This window comes from Patiriisocius marinus, assembly GCF_008974325.1.
In the GTDB taxonomy this organism is placed as follows: Bacteria; Bacteroidota; Bacteroidia; order Flavobacteriales; family Flavobacteriaceae; genus Patiriisocius; species Patiriisocius marinus.
Map to the genome: position 1 here is coordinate 1,050,610 of NZ_BKCG01000001.1, position 26,081 is coordinate 1,076,690.

At 34.3% G+C, this 26,081-nt stretch carries 19 protein-coding genes; 7 read left to right on the forward strand and 12 right to left on the reverse strand.

What is annotated here, in order from left to right:
* Positions 1-2: 2 nt before the first annotated feature.
* The 4 genes from GBH57_RS04625 to GBH57_RS04640 all read left to right on the forward strand — a co-directional run bounded on the left by GBH57_RS04625 (position 3) and on the right by GBH57_RS04640 (position 5,541).
* Entirely contained in the window at positions 3-947 is a 945-nt protein-coding gene (locus GBH57_RS04625) for a tryptophan 2,3-dioxygenase family protein (RefSeq protein WP_151672876.1), read from the forward strand.
* 21 nt (positions 948-968) lie between these two features.
* Positions 969-2,195, forward strand: a complete 1,227-nt coding sequence (locus GBH57_RS04630) for a M23 family metallopeptidase (RefSeq protein WP_151672877.1) — start codon at positions 969-971, stop codon at positions 2,193-2,195.
* A gap of 163 nt (positions 2,196-2,358) precedes the next feature.
* Complete coding sequence (locus tag GBH57_RS04635) at positions 2,359-4,998, forward strand: TonB-dependent receptor (RefSeq protein ID WP_151672878.1); 2,640 nt, start codon at positions 2,359-2,361, stop codon at positions 4,996-4,998.
* A 99-nt stretch (positions 4,999-5,097) separates the two neighbouring features.
* On the forward strand, positions 5,098-5,541 hold the full coding sequence (locus GBH57_RS04640; protein WP_151672879.1) for a hypothetical protein: 444 nt from the start codon (positions 5,098-5,100) through the stop codon (positions 5,539-5,541).
* A gap of 143 nt (positions 5,542-5,684) precedes the next feature.
* Here the strand turns inward: GBH57_RS04640 and GBH57_RS04645 are convergent, their stop codons facing one another.
* Positions 5,685-6,737, reverse strand: coding sequence for an endonuclease/exonuclease/phosphatase family protein (locus GBH57_RS04645; RefSeq protein WP_151672880.1), 1,053 nt, complete (start codon positions 6,735-6,737; stop codon positions 5,685-5,687).
* A gap of 130 nt (positions 6,738-6,867) precedes the next feature.
* On the opposite strand from GBH57_RS04645, the gene GBH57_RS04650 reads away from it, so the two are divergent.
* A complete protein-coding gene (locus GBH57_RS04650; protein ID WP_151672881.1) occupies positions 6,868-9,726 on the forward strand; it encodes a TonB-dependent receptor in 2,859 nt (952 codons plus the stop codon).
* 29 nt (positions 9,727-9,755) lie between these two features.
* Positions 9,756-11,186, forward strand: a complete 1,431-nt coding sequence (locus GBH57_RS04655) for a DUF5689 domain-containing protein (RefSeq protein WP_151672882.1) — start codon at positions 9,756-9,758, stop codon at positions 11,184-11,186.
* Positions 11,187-11,284: 98 nt separating this feature from the next.
* On the opposite strand, the gene GBH57_RS04660 is transcribed toward GBH57_RS04655, so the two are convergent.
* The 5 genes from GBH57_RS04660 to GBH57_RS04680 form a co-directional block, all read right to left on the reverse strand.
* Complete coding sequence (locus tag GBH57_RS04660; RefSeq protein WP_151672883.1) at positions 11,285-12,556, reverse strand: DUF2130 domain-containing protein; 1,272 nt, start codon at positions 12,554-12,556, stop codon at positions 11,285-11,287.
* Positions 12,557-12,677: 121 nt separating this feature from the next.
* Positions 12,678-14,573, reverse strand: a complete 1,896-nt coding sequence (locus GBH57_RS04665) for an OmpA family protein (protein ID WP_151672884.1) — start codon at positions 14,571-14,573, stop codon at positions 12,678-12,680.
* Between the two features lie 25 nt (positions 14,574-14,598).
* A complete protein-coding gene (locus GBH57_RS04670; protein ID WP_151672885.1) occupies positions 14,599-15,519 on the reverse strand; it encodes a PorP/SprF family type IX secretion system membrane protein in 921 nt (306 codons plus the stop codon).
* A 271-nt stretch (positions 15,520-15,790) separates the two neighbouring features.
* Positions 15,791-19,333, reverse strand: coding sequence for a T9SS type B sorting domain-containing protein (locus GBH57_RS04675; protein ID WP_151672886.1), 3,543 nt, complete (start codon positions 19,331-19,333; stop codon positions 15,791-15,793).
* A 211-nt stretch (positions 19,334-19,544) separates the two neighbouring features.
* Positions 19,545-20,519, reverse strand: coding sequence for an endonuclease/exonuclease/phosphatase family protein (locus tag GBH57_RS04680; RefSeq protein WP_151672887.1), 975 nt, complete (start codon positions 20,517-20,519; stop codon positions 19,545-19,547).
* Positions 20,520-20,667: 148 nt separating this feature from the next.
* On the opposite strand from GBH57_RS04680, the gene hflX reads away from it, so the two are divergent.
* Positions 20,668-21,876, forward strand: coding sequence for a GTPase HflX (gene hflX, locus GBH57_RS04685; protein ID WP_151672888.1), 1,209 nt, complete (start codon positions 20,668-20,670; stop codon positions 21,874-21,876).
* Positions 21,877-21,987: 111 nt separating this feature from the next.
* Here the strand turns inward: hflX and GBH57_RS04690 are convergent, their stop codons facing one another.
* From GBH57_RS04690 to GBH57_RS04715, 6 genes are all read right to left on the reverse strand, one after another.
* Entirely contained in the window at positions 21,988-22,926 is a 939-nt protein-coding gene (locus GBH57_RS04690) for a DUF3078 domain-containing protein (RefSeq protein WP_151672889.1), read from the reverse strand.
* A gap of 191 nt (positions 22,927-23,117) precedes the next feature.
* Complete coding sequence (locus GBH57_RS04695) at positions 23,118-23,627, reverse strand: DUF2480 family protein (RefSeq protein WP_151672890.1); 510 nt, start codon at positions 23,625-23,627, stop codon at positions 23,118-23,120.
* Positions 23,628-23,633: 6 nt separating this feature from the next.
* Positions 23,634-23,957, reverse strand: coding sequence for an SUF system Fe-S cluster assembly protein (locus GBH57_RS04700; RefSeq protein WP_151672891.1), 324 nt, complete (start codon positions 23,955-23,957; stop codon positions 23,634-23,636).
* Between the two features lie 7 nt (positions 23,958-23,964).
* On the reverse strand, positions 23,965-24,390 hold the full coding sequence (locus GBH57_RS04705; protein WP_151672892.1) for a SufE family protein: 426 nt from the start codon (positions 24,388-24,390) through the stop codon (positions 23,965-23,967).
* Between the two features lie 2 nt (positions 24,391-24,392).
* Positions 24,393-24,824 carry an META domain-containing protein gene (locus GBH57_RS04710; protein ID WP_151672893.1) on the reverse strand — a complete coding sequence of 144 codons (432 nt, stop codon included), beginning with the start codon at positions 24,822-24,824 and terminating at the stop codon, positions 24,393-24,395.
* 10 nt (positions 24,825-24,834) lie between these two features.
* Entirely contained in the window at positions 24,835-26,049 is a 1,215-nt protein-coding gene (locus tag GBH57_RS04715) for an aminotransferase class V-fold PLP-dependent enzyme (protein ID WP_151672894.1), read from the reverse strand.
* Positions 26,050-26,081 lie beyond the last annotated feature (32 nt).

Here is a 26,081-nt window from a genome sequence, read left to right on the forward strand (position 1 = left end):
TCATGGATGTAAAACCTTCAACTAAAAAACTTTTAGAACAACTCGAAAAAAAATTTGGTGCTATCGATCAGGATTTAGATACGCATTTAGAAGGATTGCTTCATAGTGAACCAATTACATATTGGGATTACATTAAAACCGATGCGCTTTTAAGTCTTCAAGTGCAACGTACTACACTGCCAGATGAAATGGTATTTATAATGTATCATCAAGTCAATGAATTATTGTTTAAAATGATCCTTTGGGAAATTGAACAAGTAGCAAAAAGTGTCAATCTTACAGCGGCTTTTTTTACACAAAAGTTAATGCGTGTAAGTAGGTATTTTGATATGTTAACATCGTCCTTCAATATTATGCGTGAAGGGATGGATCGTGAGCAATACATGAAATTTAGAATGACTTTAACTCCTGCAAGTGGGTTTCAAAGTGCTCAATACAGAAAAATTGAATTTGCTTCAACTGATTTAATTAACTTAATTGACGCTAGGTTTAGAGATAATATCGACAGGAATACACCTTATGAGCACGCGCTAGATCATTTGTACTGGCAAGCAGCTGGAAAAGATTTTAAAACAGGTAAAAAATCATATTTGTTAACTTCATTTGAAGAACGTTACAGAGCAGAGTTCGTAGATTTTACGCAAGAGTATAACACTACAAATCTATATGCTAGATTTAAAGAACTTCCTAAAGAAGTAAAAGAAAATCCAGCCTTAATTGAAGCAATGAGACATTACGATTATACCGTGAATATTACTTGGGTAATGGCACATTATCATGCTGCTAAATATTATATAGGAGGAGATGCTGCCGTTGAAGGTGATGAACTAAAAGCTACAGGAGGAAGTGACTGGACTAAATATATGCTTCCTAAATATCAACGCCGTGTATTTTTTCCAGAAGTTTGGACGGCACAAGAACTTAAAGATTGGGGAACCAATATCTAATTTAAAAGCAGCAGTTTTACATTGAAATATACATTATTTACCCTCCTCATTATAGTTTCATTTTTTTCATGTACTGATACCGTTGACGAAGACTCTTCGGTTGAAGATATAGTAGAAGTTGAACAAGTAGTAACTGAATATGGATATACCCTAAATGACTTTGATGTTATTAGAGATACCGTACAATCTGGTGACACCTTTGGAGCTATTTTAAACGAACGTGGTGTTAGTAATGATAAAATATTTGCTGTAGCAACAAAGTTTAAAGATAGTTTTGATGTTCGTAGAATGGTTGTAGGTAAACCCTATGTATTACTTAATTCAAAAGACAGTTTAAAACAAACACAAGTATTTATTTACGAAAAAAATAAGACAGATTACGCTGTAGTTGATTTTAGAGATAGTCTTTCCGTTTATAATGAGCAGCGTGAAATTAAATATGTAGAAAGAGAAGCGTCTGGTATTATTGAAAGTTCTTTATACCTTACAATGGAGGAGAATAATCTTAGCCCAGCATTGACTGATAGACTAGCTAATATATATGCTTGGACAGTTAACTTCTTTAAAATTCCAAAAGGAGATCGTTTTAAAATTGTGTATACTGAAAAGTTCATTAACGATACTATTCCCGCTGGAGTTCACGAAATTAAAGCGGCTTATTTTGAGCATAAAGGTGTTCCATTATATGCTTTTGAATATCAAAACGATAGTTTGCCAGCAAGAGATTTTTATGATGAAAAAGCAGAAAATTTACGAAGAGCATTCTTAAAAGCACCAGTTAAATTTAGCCGCATATCTTCAAAATATAATCTAAATAGAAGAATAAAATATTACGGATATAAATTACGTCCACATAAAGGGACAGATTTTGCTGCTAGCATAGGAAGTCCAATTTTAGCTACTGCAGATGGTACTGTTACTAAAGCAGAGCGCAGAGGAGGTAATGGTATTTATGTAAAAATAAAACACAATAGCACTTACGAAACACAATACTTACATATGAAGAAATATAATGTACGTGTTGGCCAATTTGTACGTCAAGGAGATGTTATTGGTTGGGTAGGTATGACAGGAAATACCGGAGGACCACATGTTTGCTATCGTTTTTGGAAGAATGGTAAGCAAGTTGACCCTTTTAAAGAGGATTTACCAGCTTCGAAACCACTACCTCAAATCTACCATGAGGACTATTTCAAAAATATCCAACCACTAAAAGAAAAATTGGATTGTATTACTTATAATATGTAAAATGTTGATAACGTTGTTATTAACATCCTGAAATCATCTTTAATTTAGCGTTTTTTTCCTTGTATTTTTAGAATCATTATAACTTAGCATTTTCTTAACATAAGAGAGATATTAAAGTATATAATATGCGTACTTTTGCGCAATAATTCATAAAAACAAACAAATGAAAAAACTTTTACTCTTTGTATTTATCGCAGTACTAGGTGTTACCACCTCATTTGCGCAAGGCAAGGTAATGGGAACCATTATCGATTCAGATTTAGGAAGCCCTATGCCTGGAACTAACGTAGTTGTAGATGGAACTACGAACGGAGTTATTACTGATTTTGATGGTAATTTCGAATTAACAGTAGACAACAATAGTGGTTCATTGAACATTAGCTATGTTGGATTTACGACAAGAAAAGTAAATTATAAACTAAAAAACGGAGCTGCAAACTTAGGTAATGTTGCTCTTACTGCTGATGCTGCTTCACTTGATGAGGTAATTATCACAGGTAGTGGTGTAATTCAAGTTGCAGAAGGTCGTCAAACACCAGTAGCTGTATCTACTATTAGAGAGGAAGAAATTCGTCTTAAAGTATCAGGTAATGCTGAATTTACAGAATCGTTTAAAAACACACCTTCTGTATATGTAGCAAACCAAGGTGGTGGATTTGGTGATAGCCAAGTTTTCTTACGTGGTTTTGATGATACTAACACGGCTTTCTTATTAAATGGACAGCCTATTAATGGTCAAGAAGATGGTCGTATGTACTGGTCTAACTGGTCAGGTATGAGTGATGTTGCAAATGCAGTACAGGTTCAAAGAGGACTTGGTGCTTCTAAACTTGCTATCTCTTCTGTAGGTGGTACTGTTAACATTATTTCTAAAACGACTGACAAAAAACAAGGTGGTTCTTTCCGTATATTAGGTGGAAATGATAGCTATGTAAAAGGAACAATCGCTTACGATTCAGGTGTTTCTGAAAAAGGATGGGCATTCTCAGTAATGTTAGACCACTGGCAAGCACACAGAAAGTACGCAATTGGTACTGCTGGACAAGGACAGAACTATATGTTTTCTGTAGGTTATGTTGCAAGTGAAAAAAGTAAATTCAACTTTTTGATTACTGGTGCTCCACAATACCACGATCAAAACTTTTCTCAAGACCCTGAAGTTTATGAAACTTTTGGAGGAAAATACAACCCTAACTCTGGATTTTTAGATGGTGAGCGTTATACTGAAAGACGTAACTACTACCATAAGCCTGTTGCTAACCTTAACTGGGATTACGAAATCAATGATAAAACAGACCTTTCTACTGTAGTATATGCTTCTTGGGGCCGCGGTGGTGGAACAGGAAGTTTAGGAAGTAGTTCTAATAGAGTTCGTTTTGATGAAGTACCTGGAGTTAATGAAGAAATTGACTTTGAAACAATTCGCGAAAACAACATCGCTAATGCAGATGCAAATGGAAATGGAAACTTTGGAGATTCTTACATCCGTCGTTCTTCTGTAAACAACCACAACTGGTATGGTTTACTTTCTAACTTAAACTATGAAGCTAACGAAAACTGGAATTTAAGTGTTGGTTTAGATGGTAGATTATATAAAGGAGATCACTTCCGTCAAGTAAATGATTTATTAGGTCTTAATGGTTTTGTAGATAACTTTAGAACTGATCGTCCAGATGACTATACTTTTACTGAAGAATATGAAGCAGACCCATGGTCAGCACTTTTCAATACTGCTGACGAAGCAAACCGTACTCAATATGACTACAGTGAAAACATCAACTACATTGGTGGTTTTGGACAAGCTGAATATGTAAATGATGCGTTTTCTGCATTCTTTCAAGGAGCAGTTTCAACTCAGTCATTTCAAAGAACAGGTCGTTTCACAGGTAGTGAAATTGATGGTGTTAATGGATTAGGTGAATCTGAAAAAATTAGCAAAGTTGGTTACAACTTAAAAGGTGGACTTGGATATTCAATTAATGATGCAAGTACATTCTTTGCAAATGCAGGATACTACTCAAGACAACCTTTCTTAGATAATATCTTCCAAGATATTAGAAACTCTAACGCTTTAGCTTCTGTAGATGTTGACAATGAAGAAATTGTTGGTTTTGAAGCTGGTTACCGTTACAAAAAAGGAAATATCCGTATTAACTTAGATGCTTACCGTACTGAGTGGGGTAATCGTTTTGTTTCTACTGGAGGACAAACTACAATTGATGGAAATGAAGTGTTTTTCACAGATCGTTTTACTGATGTAACTCAAATCCATACAGGTTTCGAATTTGATTTTGAATACCGTCCAGATCACGATATCTACAGATTAAAAGGATATGGTTCAATTGGAAACTGGGAATTTGATGGTGAAACTCCTTTCACACGTCAAGACAACGAAACTCTTGAGTTTATCACACTAGATGATAATACATTAGATCTTTCAGGTGTGAAAGTTGGTCGTGCTCCACAAACATCTTTTGGTGCTGGATTAGTAATCAACGTTTGTGAAGGTTTAAGTATTGATGGTGACTATAACGTTTATACTGATTTATATGCTCAAATCGATGCAGATGATGTTGTTGAAAATGCTCAAAATGGTTTAAGAACTCAAGCTGATCGTTTAGACGGATACGGTTTATTAGACTTAGGTTTAACTTACAAGTTTAACTTTGGTGGAAATAGATTGACATTTAGAGCTAATGCTTACAATGCAACTAATGAAGCTTATGTTTCTAGACAAGATAACTTTGGTATCTCTGTAGGTAATGGTCGTACTTACAATGCAAGTATGCGTTACAGCTTCTAATTCTTAGAAACTATAATATAGGAATGCCGCCTTCTTCTTGAAGGCGGCATTTTTTATACATAAATATGTACATTTACAGAACAAATTAAAATTTAGATTATGGTTTATAATACGCTTCAATTTATACATTCTTATTGGGCTTACTTAGTGGTAGTTGTGGTTGTTTTAGCAACAATTAACGCGCTACACGGGCACTTTACAAAAAAAGAATACAGTTATAAGGATTTTAGATTATCGTTGTTTGCATTGATTGTAACGCATATTCAATTGCTTATTGGTTTAATCTTGTATTTTGTTTCACCATTAGGATTTCAATCAATTAAGAATAACGGGATGGCTGTAGTAATGAAGGATTCATTATTGCGTTTATATGCCGTTGAGCACATTACAGTTATGATTTTAGCTATTGTATTTATTACGGTAGGATATTCAAAACATAAGAAGAAACTGACATCGCAGCCTAAGTTTAAAACACTAGCTATATTCTATACAATAGCATTGGTTTTATTATTAAGCCGAATCCCTTGGGCACAGTGGTTTTAATCCGAAATTTTATTAATTGAATATTTGCTAATACTGTATTTACACTTTGGCCTTTTAATAATAACCTCGGAATATAGTATAAAAAAAGCTGAAATCTTCCCAACGGAAAATTTCAGCTTTGCTTTTTTAAACTAATTTGAAATTTAATTTTTCTCCTTAAGTAAGTAAACAAAAACAGGGAAATGATCACTATAACCACCAGTGAAAGAGCCATTACCAAAACTACGGTAAGGGTATCCTTTATACTGACCTCTTGGGTTAGCTAGGTAAGATGGGTTATAAATTCCTGCTTTGTAAAAGCGGTAACTTGAATAGTCTTTTTTAGTTAACTCAGCTGATATAATCATTTGATCAAATAAATTCCAACCATCTCTCCAAGCAAGAGTTCCAAGACCTTCCTTGAACATATTCTCCATTGGGTTGTAAAGTTGTTTCATTTGTAATCCGTCACGTTCACTTTTAGGTTTTAATACATCACGAACGCTCGGGCTAGTAGGATCATCGTTTAAATCTCCCATAGTAATAATTTTAGCATATGGCTCATCTACAAAAATGGAGTCCATAATATGCTTATTTAATTTAGCTGCACTAATACGTTTTTGGCGACTGCGTGCTTCTCCACCACTACGAGATGGCCAGTGATTTACAATAAAGTGCATTTTTTCACCATCTAGCATTCCGCTAACTACAAGTTGGTCACGTGTAAAAATGCGTTTAGTTGTTTCTACATTGTCATATATAATGAGTTCATGTGCTTTATAGTTTGTAGGTGTGAAAAGGCGTTTTTGATATAATAATGCAACATCGATTCCACGTCTGTCTGGGGAATCAAATTGAATGATGCCGTAGTCCTTTTTAAGTAATGGTTCTTGATTTACAAGATCCTCTAGAACTTTTCTGTTTTCTGTTTCGCAAAGACCAATAATTGCAGGAGTAGTTCCTGTAACATCAGCACCAATCTCAGAAATTACTTTTGCCATGTTTTTAACTTTAGCAGCATAAATTTCTTCTGTCCAATGATCTTTTCCGTCTGGTGTGCGGTCATCATCGTACGTAATTGGGTCGTTTTCAGTGTCAAATAAGTTTTCAACGTTATAAAAGGCAATTGTGTTAACCTTATATTCTTTTTTTTGTTGTGCATTTACTAATGTAAAAGCGAAGAATAATAAGAAGAAAAGAGGTGATTTAAAATTCATCTATTCAGTATATTAAGTTATTGTAAACTGTATTACAAAAGTTTTGCCAAAAGTAAATAATTCGCAATTAAAAAGTACCTTTGCTCGCGATTGATAACAATTAATTAATTTAAACACTTAAAATTTCAGAATGAGAAAATTCACAGGTACTTTCTTTGCACTGTTTTTCGCTACAGGGTTTCTTGTAGCTCAAAATGCAGTTGTGAAGGGAAGAGTCGTGGACAGTAACTCTAGTGATGTCGTTCCAGATGTAACGATAACAATTCAAGCTAGTATTTACGAGGCTATGACTGACGCAAAAGGACTTTTTAACATTGAGAGTATGGAACTTCCACAAGGAGAACAAGTACTTCTTGTTAGAAAAGAGGGGTACAACTCACAACGTATTCCAATTACTATTCAAAATGGTAAAACGTTAAATCTAGACCCTATTTTATTAGAAATTGATTTAACTGATATCGAAGCTCAGATAGGAGTAATAAGCTTAAGTGATAATGAACTTTCTGACGATGATGGAACTTCATTTAATGTGTCTGGACTTTTACAAGCTTCTAGAGATGCATTTTTAAATGCTGCTTCTTTTGATTTTAGCGCAACGTTTTTTAGACCTCGTGGTCTTGATAACGCTAACGGTAAAGTTTTAATTAATGGTCTTGAAATGAACAAGCAATTTACAGGTCGCCCACAATGGGGGAACTGGGGTGGCTTGAATGATGTACAGCGTAATAGGGAATTCTCCATGGGTTTAACTGCTAATGACTATACTTTTGGTGATGTTGCAGGGACAACGAACATTGTGATGAGAGCTTCTCAATACCGTCAAGGTGGACGTGTTTCATACGCATCTTCAAACAGAAGTTATAGAGGTAGAATTATAGGAACTTATAATAGCGGGTTAATGCAGAACGGATGGGCATACTCATTTTCTGTTGCTCGTCGTTATGGTGATGAAGGTTACCAAGAAGGAACAGTATATGACGCTAACTCGTTTTTTGCTTCAGTAGAGAAAAAAATTAATGACGAGCACAGTTTAAACTTTACAGCATTTTATACGCCTAACCGTCGTGGACGTTCTACAGCGATTACTGAAGAGCAACGTGATTTAAAAGGAATTCAATACAATCCTAACTGGGGTTACCAAGATGGAGAAATACGCAACAGCCGTATTCGTGAAATTGAAGAGCCTGTTTTTATGTTAAACCACTATTGGACACTTAACGAGAAAACAACTTTAAATACAAACATAGGATACCAAACAGGAACTATCAAAAATAGTAGAATTGATAATAACGGAACACGTTTATTATCTACTCTAGATGGTCAAAATTTTTACTCAGGTGGTGCGCGTAATATTTCAGGTAACTATTACCAAAGACTACCTAGTTATTTTTTACGTTTTGATAACCCTACATCTTATAACTATCAGCAAGCATATCTTGCTAGAGAAGAGTTTGTAGCTGATGGACAGATTCCTTGGAATACTATTTATGATGCAAATATTGATAACGACGGAAACGCTCGTAATTCCACTTATATCTTACAAAATGATGTAAATAAGGACAATCAATTCCAGTTTAACTCTATTTTATTCTCTCAAATTTCAGAAAACATAGCGCTTAATGCTAATGTAGCTTTTAGAAATTTAAAGAGTGAAAATTACGCTGAAGTTAGTGACCTTTTAGGAGGAAATGGATATTTAGATATCGATACTTTTTCTCAAGATGCGTCTGGTGATGGATCTGCAACCACAACTGATGACAGTTTTGTACAGAGTGATGTGCGTAACCCAAACCGTATTGTAGGTGTTGGTGATCGTTACAAATACAACTTTGAATTAGATGCAACAACAATTTCTGGTTTTGCTCAAGCACAATTTAAATACTCTTTAGTAGATTTTTATGCAGCTGTAAACGGAGGAACTACTTCATACCAGCGTAACGGTTTGTACGAAAATGGAAACTTTCAAGGGAATAATAGATCTTTTGGGGAAAGTGAAAAACTTGATTTTACAAACTACGGTATAAAAGGTGGTGCAACTTATAAAGTTACAGGTAGACACTTAATAGATATTAATGCAGGATACTTAACTAAAGCACCAAGTATTAGAAACTCATTTAGCAACTCTCGCCAAAATAATGATGTTGTTCGTAATCTTGAAACTGAGAAAATTCAGAATCTTGATTTAAGCTATATATTCCGTTCGCCAATTGTAAAAGCAAGGTTAACTGGTTTTTATAATAAAGTTAATGATCAAACGGACATCAATTTTTACTTTACTGAATCAGTAAGAAATGCTGATGGTGATGGAACTTTTGTACAAGAAGTATTAACAGGAATTGAATCTAGACGTGCAGGGGCAGAGTTTGGTATTGAAGCACAAGTTACACCAACGATTAAATTAAAAGGTGCGGCTTCTATGGCACAGTATGTTTACACTAACAACCCAGACCAATATTTTACTAGTGATGACTTTGATGCATTTAGAGAATTAGGTGATGGAACAACTAATTTGAAAAACATACACGTTGCTGGTGGTCCAGAAAACGCATACCAATTAGGATTTGAATACAGAGATCCAGATTTTTGGTGGGTAGGTGTAACAGGAAACTACTTTAGTAATGCGTATGTAGATGTAAGTTCATTACGTCGTAATGATAATTTTGCAACCGATGTTGATGGACAAATATTTAATGATTACGATCCAGAAGTTGCTCAGGATTTATTACAGCAAGAACAATTAGATAGTTATTCATTAGTAAATGTTGTAGGTGGAAAATCTTGGAAAATAGATGACTACTATGTAGGGTTTTTTGCAACTATTAATAATGTGTTTGATACACGTTATAGAACTGGAGGATTTGAAGATTCAAGAGTAGGAGACTACCGTGGATTAGTTGAAGAATCTAATAGAGAAACTGCAGTGTTCTCAAATAGATACTTCTATGGATACGGTACCACGTACTACCTTAACTTGTACGTAAGATTTTAATCAAAAAATAAAATTTAAATATAATAACGATGAAAACATTTAATTTTTACAAAATAATTGCACTGTTTGTTGCTGCTACATTTGTAGTTTCGTGTGTACAGGATGATGAATTTGACATTCCTAACACAGCAGTTGAGGCTCCAAATCTTGAAGGTGATGTTATTACTATCGATGCATTATACAATGCATTACAACAAGAGATTGCCAACAATGGAAATGAAACATTAACATATGCTGAGTCTAATTTATTCATTGAAGGATATGTTGTTTCAAATGACGAAGCTGGAAATTTCTTCGAAGAAATTATCATGCAAGACAAAGCATCTAATCCTACAAGAGGAGTACGTGTTTTAATAGATGTTAGCCCATTATTTACATATGTAGAATTCGGAAGAAAAGCATATGTTAAGTTAGATGGACTTACAGTAGGTTTTTCTAATGGAGTACTTACTTTAGGAATTCAAGATGGTACTTCAGCTGAAAAAATACCAGAAGCACTATTAGGGGAATATTTAATTAGAGACCCTGAAGTTGCAACTATTGAACCTAAAGTATTAACGTTTTCAGATTTTAATGATGATAACGTAAACCAATACATTCGTTTAAATAATGTACAGTTTGAAGCGAGCCAAGTTTTAGGAGATAATCCTCAAACGTATGCAGGTGGCGCAGAAGATCAATTTGACGGAGAACGTGTTTTAGAAAGCTGTGAATCTGGTCAAACAGTTGTTTTCAGCACAAGTACTTTTGCAGATTATAAGTCTTTATTATTACCTGCAGGTAGTGGAACATTAGATGGACTATTAACTAAGAACTTTTTTGGAGAAGAATTTAATGTAACTGTAAATGATCCAACAACAGTTGCATTAGATAATGATGAGCGTTGTGATCCTGAGCAAGTAGATTGTGGTCTTGCAACAGCTACAGGTTCAAATGTATTATTTACTGATTTCTTTGAAACTCAAGCTCAAAACTCACCAATTACAGGAAATGGATGGACAAACTTTATTGAAGAAGGAACAGAAAGTTGGGAAGCTTATTCTGATACTGGTACAAATGCATCTTTAGGTATTTCAGCAAGAATGGGTTCCTTTAATTCTGGTGATGATAGTTCAATAGGTTGGTTAGTAACACCAGCAATTGATTTTGATGCGCAAGAAGGTGAAACATTCAGTTTTCAATCATCTAACAGTTTCTCAGATGGTAGTGAAATGCAAGTATTAATTTCATTAGATTGGGATGGTACTGCTGCAAATATCCCTAGTGCAAACTGGAGTGAATTACCAGCTGCTTTTATTGTAGGTGATGATGATTTCTTTGGAGATTGGTTTCCTTCAGGAAACGTAAGCTTAGACTGTATAGAAGGTACTGGTCACATCGCTTTTAAATATATTGGTGGTGGAAATGCAGATATTGATGGAACTTATGAAATTGATGAAATAGAGATTCGTTCAAACTAATTAATATATTACATATAAAAGGCGCTCTGTAAAGGGCGCCTTTTTTTATGCTGAAATTTTAAGAACTTCGGAAATATTAAAACCAATACTAATTGTGATTAATCATCAATCTCCGTATCAGGTAATTCCAAAACCGAAGAAGTTTCAAGCTCATTACCAGCAATCCCTTTTATAGAGCCAAAGAGTGCTGAGATATTTTCCTGCACCACCCAAATCTGTTTCTCGCGGGAAGCCCAAATTTTGTGCATTGCCTTCTTTTCAGAATTTAATTGATTGATCATTCCGTCATAGTTTTCTACAATACGTTTAATGTTCTGTACAAACTCATTACTTGTTAAATAAGTATAGAGTAATTCCATTTTATCACCTTTATTTTCCTCACTGGATTTTACAGATTGAGTTTTAAGTAACATTTCTCGTAATACAAATGATACACTTTTAACTTCGTGAAATCCGCAAATCCAAACACCGTCTTTCTCCCCAAAACGATCCATATCGCTTGGAAAAGTTTCGGTTACCAATACTGCAATATCTGCCTTACATTTAATTTGATCTTGTTTTAATTTGTCAATCCAGTCGTTTGCAAAGTTTTTAGTTCGTTTACTTTCGTAAACTATAGCACCACAATTTTGTTGACGAATATTTACAACGCGCTGTATGCAGTCTGCGCCCCTAATTCCTTTACCTACCTCTTCTATTCGATCAAATGGATACGTTGCAGATAAAAGTTCCTCTAAAGCGAGTTCTTGCACTTCTCCTTGCATTTGCATTGATCCTTGTTCCGCTTTTCGTTTCATCTCATCGATAAGCTTTTTTTGATCGTCTAATTGTTTCTGGTATTCACGCTCTTTAAGCAGGTTAGCTTCTTTTTCTTTCGCTCTCGCTTTATCTTCAATCTCTTTCTGCTTTTCTAAAAGTTCTTTTTGAATATTTAGATGTAGTTCTTCGGCTTTTTCTTTTAATTCATTTTCACGTTTTAACAAGTCAATTTCAGCAGTTTTTAATTGTCTGTTTTCTGCTTTTCGTTTGTCATTTTCTTCTTGTAATGCCTTAAGTTGTTGCTCAAAAGTTTCTTTTGTGGATTTTGAAATTTTTTCTTTTTCAGCTATAATTCGTTGTTCTAGTTTTTCTTTGAACAATTCGTTTTCACGTTCTTTTTTAGCTTCAAACTCGGTTTGAGCTTTTTCTAGTTTTTCACGTTCTTGATTGATTGTCTCAGCTAGTTTTGCTTTTTCTTTTTTGAATACTTCGGCTTGTTCGGCAACTTTTCTTTCGTATTCGGCTTTGAATTGTGCTTGTAGTTTTCCAGATAGTGCTTCTTCTACATCAAATTGATGAGCACAATTAGGGCATTGTATTTTATCAGTCATTATTCTCGGCTTTTAATATTTCAGAAGTAAAGGTCATAATAAAATACAAAAAACCCTCACAAAATAGCGGTGCTATTTTAATGAGGGTTCTAGCTTTTGGTTGGTAAGCTATTTATTTAGACTATCTTTTAGTTATAGTAAACTCAGATCTTCTGTTCTTTTGGTGTTGTTCTTCAGTACATTTTCCATCACAAGTTACACGTGGTCTAGTTTCACCATATCCACGAGCAGTCAATCTATTCTCTTTAATTCCTTTCGAAATAATGTATTGACGAGTTGATTGTGCACGACGCTCAGATAATGCTAAGTTATATGAATCTGTAGCTCTACTATCTGTGTGAGATCCAATAGCTATTTCCATATTTGGATACTTTTTCATTACTGAAACTACTTTGTCTAATTCAAATGCAGCCTGAGGCTTAATGTTAGACTTGTCAAGGTCGAACAAAATTGGGTTAAGTACGATTTTATCTTCTACGATTATCTCTTCGATTGGGCGAAGTGTAATAGTTGACTTCACTTTTTCGTCGTTTGCAGATGCTACTGTAGTAGCGTTACTTTCAAAATCAGCTAAAACTGCTTGTACTTCGTGTTCTTTATCACACTCAGCTTTGAAGGATACCATTCCGTTAGCATCAGAGGTTTTAGTTCCTAGCTTGTTTTCGTTAGCATCGTATAAATCTACACGTGCTCCAGAAATAGGCTTCTTAGTATATTCGTTTACAACAAGTACATCGATTGTAACTTCACAAGGAATATCGATTGCTTTTACCATGTAGATATCATCACTTCCTTTACCACCTTTTCTGTTTGAAGAAACATATCCTTCTTCAGTAGTTGGGTCATATTTGTAAGCGAAATCATCTGCTGCACTATTCACTCCAGAACCTAGGTTGTTTACTGCTCCAAATGCATTTCCAGATGCTTCAGCGTAGAATACATCAAGTCCACCAATTCCTTGGTGTCCGTCTGAAGAAAAATATAGTGTTCCGTCGCTAGCAACATATGGAAAAACTTCTTTTCCTTCGGTGTTGATATTGTCTCCTAAACGTTTTGGTGAACCTAAAGTTCCGTCAGTTTGAATAGGAGCCATATAAATATCTGAACCACCTTTACCACCTGGCATATCACTTACAAAGTAAAGTGTTTTACCGTCAGGGCTTAATGCTGGGTGACCTACTGAATATTCATCGCTATTAAATGGAGCAGATACTATTGCTGACCATCCTTTACCAGCAATCATTTCAGCATAGTATAAGTTAATTTGGTTTACACCATCTTCACTTTTGTCATAGTCTCCTTCAAAGTAGTCATTACGATCAAAATACATGCGTTTTCCATCTGCTGAAATAACTGCATTTGATTCGTGATATTTAGTGTTTACATCTCCTTTTACTAATTCAGGATTCTTGATTGTTCCACCTACATTAGTTGCCTTATAAAGGTCTAAGTAAGGTTCTTCGTTCCATTGGTATTTTTTGCGTTTTGTATTTCGTCCAGAAGCAAAGTAGAAATCTTTACCGCTAACTATTCCACCAAAATCAGCATATTTACTGTTTATGTCTTCCATGTTAGTAGCTGTGTAACGAGCTACATCATCCATAATTTTAGGAACATAGTTAGGGTTTTTCATAAAATCCTTTGCTCTCGTATCGTTCGGCTTTAATCCAGCAAATGCTTTCATTTGAGTATTGTACTCAGCATATTTACCGTTTGCTTTTAATGACTGCGCATAATTGAAAACAGCTTCTGGGTTAGGGTTTTTAGCTTTAACAACACGTTTGTAATAAGTTGCTGCTTTTTTAGTATCATTTATAAAAAAGTAACTATTTGCAAGACGTTCGTAAACGTACAAATCTCCGTCACCTTTTTTCAATAGTTTTTGATAAGCTTCAGCTGCATCAGTGTATGCCAATCTATCATACAATTTGTCAGCTTTCTTAGTTTTACTATTCTGGGCAGTGGCAATAGTTGTGCTCACCGCAATAAGTAGAAGTATGGTATATATTTTTTTCATTTGTAATGAAATTAATTGTTGTTAATTAGAAGTATCTAGGTGAACGTAAAGTACGTTTCTTAGTGAATAGGTCAAACGTTAGAATGATTTCGTGAGATGCATTAGCAACAACATTTATGTCTGATGTAATGTGATCATAAGCATATCCAATTCTAACTTCTGGTAATACTTGAAATCCAACAAGTCCACTAAATGAATCGTCTAGTCTGTAAGAAACTCCTAATTCAAATTTCTCATAAAATAATGCATTAAGGTTTCCGTCAAACGATGTTGGAGCATCGAATGCAGACTTAACCATTACAGATGGCTTTAATTTAAAGTTTTCTGAAACTTGGAATACATAACCTGCGGTACCAAAGTAGTGATTAGTTTCGTTTCCATAACGAATACCGTTTTCATCTAAATGAACTGAGTTTAACATATTTGGTACAGAAAATCCTAAGTAGAAGTTCTCTCCATATAGAAATGCACCAGCTCCAATGTTAGGATACGTACTATTGATATCCTGAGAGAAGAATGGGTCATTTTCATCTTGAAGTTCTAAGTCTACTAATCCTACATCGTGAAACGTAGCACCCGCTTTTAAACCTAAGGCTAATTTAAGAGTTTCTCCTAAAGGTAATGTGTATGAGAAATCTGCGTAAACATTAGTTTCGCTAATAGGTCCTAATTCGTCTTTAATTGCAGAAAGTCCTAAACCTACACGATCAGTAGCAGGTCCATGTGCTGAGAACGTATATGTTACTGGAGCTCCATCAAACCCTGACCATTGGTTACGGTATAATGCTGTGAAAGAAATACTTTCTTTAGAACCAGCATATGCCGGGTTTACAACATTCATGTTGTACATATATTGCGTGTACTGCGGGTCTTGCTGGGCATTTACTCCTTCGGTACACAGTACAATACATAATAGTACTAATAATAGCGATAGTTGTTTTTTCATTAGATTGGTATTTATTTTTGTTGTTGTTTTTTAAACGTTGAGTGTATTATTAAACAATTAAATAATTCCCTTAAAATTGTTAGTTTACTCTCAACTATATTTTATCTGTATTCCACCACCTTGTTTTTCTGAAAAAGGTCTCATTGACGATCATTTTGTCAATGAGCTCTTTTTACTAGTGTGGTTTTAGGATCATTTTATTTATTCAAAAACTGTGAATTCTTATAACTTAATCCGTCAAGCCTAGTACAAGTACTAGTTCTTATTAATATTAGTTAGCTTCTCTATTTAAGTAAACAAAACCAGTAGGTGTTTGTCCAAATACAGGATCATCGCCATTTAAGATAAGTACATAGAAATAAGTACCTGTTGGCAACTCATCTCCTTCATCTGTTTGACCACTCCATTGATTTGTGTAGTTAGATAATTCATAAACTACTTTACCTAATCTATTGAAAATTTGTAATTTTTCTATACCAGTACGGTTGTTTAAGAACGTAAGGTCTAAAGAATCATTAAATCCATCACCATTAGGAGATATACCTTCTGAAATTCTACAGAATTCATTGTTTGTGTATAAATTAACGACTGTTGAAGCTTCACCCATACAACCATCTGCATTAGTAACTACTACAGTATAAGTTTGAGTAGTTGAACCAGCTGGTAAATTAAAAGTATAAGTGCTATTAGTTTCTCCACTTAAGATCTCGTCATTTCTGAACCATTGGTAAGTAACACCATCTTCACTTGCTGTTGCTGTGATTGTCGTATCAAAATCAGGACAAACTTCAATATCATCTTGATCTAAATTTACTGTAACAGGGTCTGAAATATTAACTGTTACTTCGTCAGTAACAATACAACCATCAGCAGTTGTAACTGTTAATGTATAAGTACCGCTTACTTCAACAGTAATTGTTGTGTCAGTTGCACCAGTGCTCCATTCGAAAGTAGCGCCTGTAGTATCTCCTACAATATTAGGAATAATATCATATGATTCATTATTACATAAAATAACATCAGGTCCTAAATCAACATCAGGTACTGGATTAACAATTACATCAACGGTAAATACACCTACACTACAAGGAGGAACAGTTACTGTAACAGTATGTATTCCTGTAGTAGTCGGAACATAAATTGCATCTGTAGAAACTACAGCGCCAGTTGCATCCATCCATTCGTAAGTAACAGTGCTTAAATCAACACCTGCATTTGTAGGTGTAGCATCAAGTCCAGTAAAGTCTGCATTTGCACAAAATTCAGCTTCAGTAGGTAGTCCAGAAGTAACAACTATAGGATCTAAAATAATTAAATTAAAACTTGTTGTGCTAAAGCAATTAGGTTGGTCTAACCTTTCTACTCTTACAAAAATCGTTTCAGGATTTGTTGTATTATTATAAGCTGTTGGAGTTGCTATTGGGTTATCTCCTGAATCAGCATCTTCTTGAGAATTATGGAAAGTTATAACGTGAGCCGCTGCGTCTAATCCATCTAATAATTCAGTAATTGTCTCTTCTAAGTTGAATGTTGCAGTTCCACCACCTTCATTACATTCTTCAAGATCAGCTGGAGCAATAATTACTGGAGCTTCACCTTCAGCAACTAAAAATATATCATCAATTGCAAGGTCATTTCCACAAGCAACAAAAATATCATTTACAAATACGATTTGTACTTCGGTGTTAGCACCAGAGTTAAAACCAAGTGAAAAGCGTAACCATTGTGGGTCACTTTGGTTTACTACTTCTTCAGTAGTTCCTTGTTCTATAAGTGTACCATCTAATTGTTCAACACGGTAAATTATTCTAGATGGATCTCCACCACCTGGACAAATATTAGTGTCTGTGTCATATACTGTAGTCATCCAAAAACCAAAGAAATGTTCAGTATTAGCTTCAACTGATAAAGTTCTTCTATAAAGTTCAGCTTCTGCAGGAAGTTCAGATGGGTTGAAGAAAATCATTCTTCCGTTAGTATCATCTTCTGTATGGTCTTCTAGGTCTTGGAACCAACCATTGTTTAATCCAGCTGAAGTATTAGATACAATATATTCATTTGCGCCTATTTGGTCAACACCATCATAAAGATTTAATGTTGTATTTGGGTCACTTACTAAACCTGTTCCAGTTCCAAAGTCTTCATTGAAAGTAGTGTCGTTACAATCAAAGAAGCTACATCCAGTTTCTTTTGTTACTACTACATCATCAGTAAATTCTTCAAATGATCCATCAGGTAATTCAACTACTAAAGCAGCCGTATAGGTTGTTGTTGTAGTTGGACAAACGTTTAAGATTGCATCAGTACCAATTACAGTACCTGCAGCATCACGCCACTCAAAAGTACTTGAGTTAATAGGAGCTCCATTAGGAACAAATCTCCAGTTTTCATTTGTTGCTGACCAAGCACCTACATTTCTATCTTCAGGTACACTAAATTGTGTTAAGTCATTTCCTTGTAATCCTAAAGCTGCAAGACCGTCATTCCATCCATCACAAGATGGTTTGTCAATTAAGTTAACATCAATAACATTTAATGATTCGTATAAAAGTATTTGTTGTGTTGTGGTAATACCAGCACAAGCACCACCAAAATGAGGTACCATATTAAAGTTCAATACAAAAATTCTATAAGGAGCTGTACCAGTAACAAAGTAGTTAATACGAGTTGGGTCTGGGTTTGTTGCAGGGTTTAAATCGTGAAATGCACCAAATATTGTGTTTAATGGGAAACTAGCATCGGCACTTGGAATCATATCTGCTGGATCTATATTCCATCCATTAAATCCACCAGCTAATCCTACGTCAAATGTTATTTGACCATTTGCACCTATTACAATATCGTTATAATCAACACCATAATAATTAAATGTAAAGTCTAAAGGTATAGCATTTGTCCATCTATCATCAATTGTTAAGTTGGTTGGAGTACCACCAGTTAAAGGAGGTAAGTCACAAAGCGGTCCTTGAATAAGGTATTCTTCTGTTCCTCTATTTGGGATAGCAATGTAGTCTGCAGCTAAGTCAATACATTCAGTTTCACAATCCAAAGCTACATCTGGACCAGCGTCAAGTATTTCACAGCTTCCTGTTGCTTGACAACTAATAGTTTCAGAGGTAAAATCACAGTTTAAATCACCAGTTTCTACTGTAAAAGATACTACTGCAGTTGGATCATATGTTCCAAAAGTAAGTGTTCCTGGAGCAGTAGCTGTTTGAGGCGCACTACCTTGGTCATCAGTAACCGTTATTGCAGTGCTACTTCCTAAGTCTGCAATTACAACATCAATACTATAGAGTTGACCTGTTTCACACATACCATCATTTACGAAAGAGATGTCTGGAGCTGTACAACTTAAACAGTTGATATCAAAGTTCCAAGGAATAAATAATCCATCAGCACAACTTGTAGAACCATCAGAGTCAATACCGATAGTAATTGTGTCGCCAGTAGATTCATAAGTAATACCTGTTAATTGTCCTGCAGTACCATAAGGAGTACCTGCATTTAAATTTGTTACACCATCAGTATCAAGGACAATTAATTCGTCAAAATTGTTTTCTACAGTTCCGGCATTGAATACAAGCCTTAATGGAAAACCGGTATCACTTATAAATGTAAAAGTAGTGTTGTCATTGTCGCTATAACAATAAGTAGTGTTTAAAGTTCCATCAGCACAAACAACTGTTGTGGTGGTTTGTCCATAGCTCAATCCTACGCATAAAAAAACCATCATAGATACGATGGCATTACGCCCAGACTTAACTAGGTTGTAGAACTTGCTAACATTTTCGAAGGGTAATAGTAGGTTCATCAAGATTTTTTTTCGGTGTTATTTAGTCAATAAATTTAATTAAATATATACAGTCGCATACACAAAAGGTGTATTTTAGATGTAAGGTTGTTAATTTCGGTTTAAAGGTAGGGTTTTTTCTTAAAATTTTCACTGCTTTTAATAAAATGTTAATCCTATTATTTTGATAGGGTAATTTTAGCCTTAACGTTAGTTCATTGCATATTTTTAGTCAATTATCTACATTTAAGGGTTTTATTGTAAATGTTAAAAAAACAGGAAAATGATCGCTAATTCCTCCTAAATATTTAGGTCCTGCATAGGTTCGAAATGGATGACCTTTATAGGGTCCTTCAAATACCTGAACAGATTTAAGATTGAATATTTCAGCAGTATCAAATCTAAAGGCATTTCCGTATTGTTGGATAAAGTTTTGAGATACTAATATTTGATCAAATAAATTCCAATTTCCTTTGTGAGTTAAGCTTCCATGATCTCTTGTGTGTAGTAGTTCCATTGGGTTATATAAGTTTTCAGAAACTAGTTCTTGAATACTTTTGCTAAATGGATCATCATTGAAGTCGCCCATAATAATAATTTTAGCATCGTTGTTTTTACTTCTTATTTCTGAAATAATCTGTTTGTTAATTTTGGAAACTTTTAAACGTGAAGGTTCAGTCAATTCAGCTCCAGCTCTTCTAGAAGGCCAATGATTTACTAATATGTTGACCCTTTGTCCAGCAATCTCACCACTTACTTGAAGTATATCTCTAGTAAAATCTTTTTCTCCATCCTCTTCAATAAACTCAACGGGATGCGCCTTTTTAGATTCAATTTTTAAAAATTCTTTTCTGTAAAGTAAAGCAGTATCAATACCTCTTTCATCTTTAGAATCAAAATGTACAAAGCCGTAGTTGTATTGCTTTAGGGATTTAGAGGATATTAATGCCTCTAATACACTTGCGTTTTCAATTTCAGCTAGACCTATAATTATAGGTGGTTGGTTTGTTTGTTCACTTCCTATTTTTTTTATTATTGCCCCTAAATTTCGAATTTTTTTATCAAACTTGTTTTTATCCCAACGTAAACGGCCTTCTTTTGTAAAATCATCATCGTGCGTTTTAGGATCATTTATTGTGTCAAATAGATTTTCTACATTATAAAATGCAATAGTAAATTTAATCCAAGAAGCAGTAGTTTCAGGCATAGCCAAAATTTTAAGGATAGATTATTGGCTAATATACAAAATCAATATTGGTGCAAGTTTATTTATATATTAGGTAATATGTTAATTTGCTCCAAATTTCAAAATAAGGTTTATAAGGGTTTCGTACCTTTATAATTCAAATCAGATTATGATAGAAGAAGCTAACATTGAATATGAAAGAACGATATTAATTGGTCTTGTTACTCAGCAACAAAATGAGGATAAGTCAAATGAATATCTTGACGAACTTGAGTTTTTAGCCTACACCGCTGGTGGAGAGGTGTACAAAAGGTTTGTGCAAAAAATGACTGCGCCTAATCCTAAAACATTTATTGGGAAAGGTAAAATGGAAGAAGTTCAGGCTTATATTGCCCAACACGGTATTACAACTGCAATTTTCGATGATGAACTTTCACCGGCTCAACAAAAGAATATTGAAAAAATACTAGAATGTAAAATTATAGATAGAACAAATCTTATTCTAGATATTTTTGCTCAAAGAGCTCAAACAAGCTACGCACGTACGCAAGTTGAATTGGCCCAATATGAATACTTACTTCCACGACTTGCAGGAATGTGGACTCACCTAGAACGTCAAAAAGGGGGAATAGGTATGCGTGGTCCTGGTGAAACGGAAATTGAGACAGATAGACGTATTGTTCGTGACCGAATTACTTTATTAAAACAAAAAATTAAAAAAATTGATAAGCAAATGGAAGTGCAGCGCGGAAATCGTGGTGCACTTGTGAGAGTTGCTTTAGTAGGTTATACCAATGTTGGTAAATCAACATTGATGAATGTAATTAGTAAAAGTGATGTATTTGCTGAGAATAAGCTATTTGCTACTTTAGATACTACTGTGCGTAAAGTGGTAATAGGAAACCTTCCTTTTTTACTTACCGATACGGTTGGTTTTATTAGAAAGCTCCCTACTCAATTAGTAGACTCATTTAAAGGTACTCTTGACGAAGTTCGTGAAGCAGATTTATTACTCCACGTTGTAGATATCTCGCACGAAAGTTTTGAAGATCATATTGCATCGGTTGGGAAAACACTTGATGAAATAGGTGCTTCAGATAAACCAGTGATTATGGTTTTTAATAAAATTGATGCCTATGAGCCTGAAGTTATAGATGAAGATGATTTAATAACTGAAAAAACTGAAGTGCACTACACTTTAGATGAATGGAAAAAAACTTGGATGGGACGTGTAGATGGTGATGCTATTTTTATTTCGGCTTTGCAAAAAGAAAATTTTGATGAATTCCGAAAGCTAGTTTATGATAAAGTACGTGATATTCACGTAACTCGTTTTCCATATAATAGTTTTCTATATCCGGAAGAATACGTTGAATAATAGCGATTAAGAATTTTAAAGATTAAAGTATTTTGAAATAGAAAAAGCCTCAACACTATTGTGTTGAGGCTTTTTTATTATGAACTAAATAAATTTAGATTAATCTATCTCTTAGAAAGAGTAGTTTAAACCAAATAACCAGTAGCTCTGTAACTCGTTATCTACATTGTCAAAAGATGGTGTTTCACCAGTTCCTTCAACAAAGTTTGTTGTTGCGTAGTTAACAGCTTCTTGCTGGTTTCCACGAAGACCAAATTCAAGTCCAACTCCAATTCCTTTCCAGAATGTATATCCTAAAGAGTTTATCCAAGTAAAGTTTGATAAGTCAGAAGACTCATAACTTTGGAAAGCAGACAGGTTAGTTTTAAAGTTAACAGGTCCTAATTTACGTGTGTAATCAACTAAGATTTTTGCATCTAAAGAAGATTGGAAAATTGCGTCGTTATCAGCAAATACAAAATTGTAGTTTAATGGGTGAACTACAACAACAAGATTTTCAATAGGAGTCCAAGTAACACCAATACCTGCGTCTAAATAACCTGGGTCATTAAAATTGTTTAATATAGTAGTACGGTATTCTAATAATCCAGATGCTGCTAAGTTTTTAGCAATATTTCTTCCGTATAAAGAAGAAATGTTAAATACATCTGAAGCTTCTTTAAAGCTATCGTCATCAGTACTATCGTCTTTATCGTCAAATTTGATCCAGCTTAAATTTACATTAAGTGCGTTTCTCCAGAAGAATTTTTCTTGCTTAAGATTAGCAAATCCATTTACTGTAGCTCCAATGTTTCCAGAGTTTAAGTTAGGAGTACCTTGTCCAAACCAGTTGTTGAAACTAGAGATACTAGCCCCTACAGTACCAAATGCACCATATTTCCAACCTGGTAATGCGTCAATTTTAGCTTGAATTGCATTAGCTTCACCTTGAAGAGCTTTAGCTGCAGCTTCTTTTTCAGCTTTTTGAGTTTTAAGCTCTTCTGTTGTTTGTGCATTCATTGAAGAAATACCTACAAACATTACAAATAATAAAAGTAATTTTTTAGTCATTTTATATAAGTTTAATTAATATTAAATATTGAATAATATTGCCTACAAAGGTAGTATTTCTTTTAAATACTTGTATATAAAACGCGTGGTCTAGCGTGTTTTTAGTCTGTTATTTGTAGTCGTAAATCGAAAACTTGAGAGTGTTTTTTTTACGATATAGTTTCGTGTTGTACTATTTGTAGAAAAATAGTTTACTTCTTTGCTTTATATAAAGGAACTGAAGAACAGGCCTCGCCATACAAAATACTTTTAGCAACGGGTTGTATTTTGGAAATAAGAAATCCGTATGCTGCTGCTGGGATAGGTTTGTCTGCACAACCTTTAATGATTACGGGCTTGTCTCTATATTCTTCAATATTAAATGTATTGAGTATTTCGAAAAAGAGAATTGTTTCTAATTCCTGTGGTGTGCCAATAATTGCTTTTTTGGCATATGGAGAAAGTTTTGTAGTAATTAGCATAAAAGCCCAAGCGGGAATAATTGCATCAGTACTACAAGTAATGGATACATATTGGTTTTTGTAAGTTTCCCAATTGTGGTTTTCAACTTCATTTCTAAAGTCTTTCTCCCTTAAAACTATTCCTTCAAGTAACCAAGGCGCAATATCAACCACAGCTCTTTGCCCTGAAGGATACAGTGCTTCAAGATCTATCGTTTTTAAAACGCTATTAGCGACTCTATTAATAATTTCTTCTGCCATAATATATTAAAGCATTCCTAGTTCAAGCTTTGCTTCTTCGCTCATTAGATCCTGTGTCCAAGGCGGGTCGAATGTGATTTCAACTTCTGCATCTTTAATCATTTTTAAAGATTTAACCTTGTCTTCAACTTCAACAGGCAACGTTTCTGCAACTGGACAATTAGGAGTTGTAAGTGTCATCAGTATTTTTACTTCATTGTCTTCGTTTACGAATACATCGTAAATTAATCCCAATTCATATATATCTACTGGAATTTCTGGATCATAAATAGTTTTTAAAACTTTTACTATTTTTTCACCTAATGCTGCTGTGTCTATTTCTTCTTCCATGCTATTATTAGCTGTTTAATTTTGCTTGGTATGCTGTTGCATACATTTTGAGTTGCTTAATCATGGAAACCAATCCATTTGCTCGAGTAGGGGATAAATGTTCTTTTAGCCCAATATCGTCTATAAATGACATTTCAGCATTAAGGATATCTTGTGGTTTCTGATTATTAAAAACACGTATTAATATAGCTATAATACCTTTGGTAATAATAGCGTCACTATCTGCTGTAAATGTTACCTTGTCTCCATCAAGTGAGGCATCTAACCAAACTTTACTTTGACAACCTTTAATTATTTTATCGTCTGTTTTTTGTGTGTCGTCAATGAGAGGTAGCGATTTCCCTAAATCTATCATATATTCATAACGTTGCATCCAATCATCAAACATTTCAAATTCTTCAACAAGATCTTGTTGTATGGATTCAATACTCATAATTATTTAGCTTTTTTAGCAGTTAAAAGTGGGCTTCTGTCTGTTTTTGAATATAGAGTTAGTACTCCATCCTTTATACCGTAAGAGCCAGTATTTTTAAGTGCATTCATGTATGCGCGTTCAGTTTTCATTACTGAATCTTCACAATATGCTTCAGTAGCTTTTAATAAACCTACGTTTAGTGCTAATGCATCTACCGAATAATCTCCCGAAAATTGATTACAGCCAGCGTTTCCACTTATAATTTTTTCCAAAGCGTTAAATTCTAGTGTTATGCTCTCAGAAGTATTTATAACATTATTTATTGATGCAACATTGTAACTTCCACCTAGTGTTATATTGCTAGCTGTGTTTATTACCTCTTTTGTTTCTTTGCAGTTAATAGTTAATAACATTAAACAGGTAGCTGTAATAATTGTGATTAGTTTTTTCATAAGTTTGTGATTAAGATAACATCATTTTTGCCTTTTTAACAGCACTTACTAGGGCATCCACTTCTTCAATTGTATTGTAAAAAGCAAATGAAGCACGAACTGTTCCTGGTATATTAAAAAAGTCCATAACTGGTTGCGCACAATGGTGCCCTGTTCTTACGGCTATTCCTAATTTGTCAATAATAGTGCCAATATCATATGGATGTAAACCTTCAATGTTGAAAGAAATAACCGAAGTTTTTTCGCTTCCTGTACCGTAAATTTTAAGGCCCTCTATTTCTAATAATTTTTTATTTGCATATTCAAGAAGCATTTCTTCTTGTTTTGCTATTTCAGAAAAACCAATAGTATTTAAATAATCTATGGCGGCTCCAAATGCAATTCCACCACATATATTAGGTGTTCCTGCCTCAAATTTATGAGGTAAACCGGCATAAGTTGTTTTTTCAAAACTTACTTCAGCAATCATTTCACCTCCACCTTGGTAAGGAGGTAATTTTTCTAGCCAAGCCTCTTTTCCGTATAAAATTCCTACACCAGTTGGCCCACACATTTTATGAGCTGATGTTACATAAAAGTCGCAATCTAAAGCTTGGAAGTCTACTTTAACATGCGAACAAGCTTGTGCGCCATCTATTAAAACAACGGCACCAACTCTGTGTGCTTGATCAATAATAAACTTTATTGGATTGATAATACCAAGTGCGTTCGAAATATGATTTACAAAAACAAGTTGTGTTTTATCATTTAATAGATCCACATAGGCGTCCATATCTAAAACACCTTCTTGATTCATTGGGATCACTTTTAAAACAGCTCCTGTGCGTTCGCAGAGCATCTGCCAAGGCACAATATTCGAGTGGTGTTCTAATGCCGAAACAATAATTTCATCACCTTTTTTTAATAAACTTGTAAAACCACTAGCAACAAGATTTATACTGTGCGTAGTTCCTGAAGTATAGATTATTTCAGAAGTTTTTGAAGCATTAAAATGTTCTTTAATGGTATTTCTTGCTGCCTCATATTTATCTGTTGCCTCCTGAGAAAGTGTGTGAACACCCCTGTGTATATTAGCATTGTAATTACTGTAATAATCAACAATACAGTCAATTACTTGCTGAGGCTTTTGCGATGTAGCAGCATTGTCTAAATAAACAAGTGGGTATCCATTTACTTTTCTAGAAAGTATAGGGAAGTCTTTTCTAATTTCGTTTACATCAAACATAAATCAATTCTCTTTTCTGAAATTTTAAAATA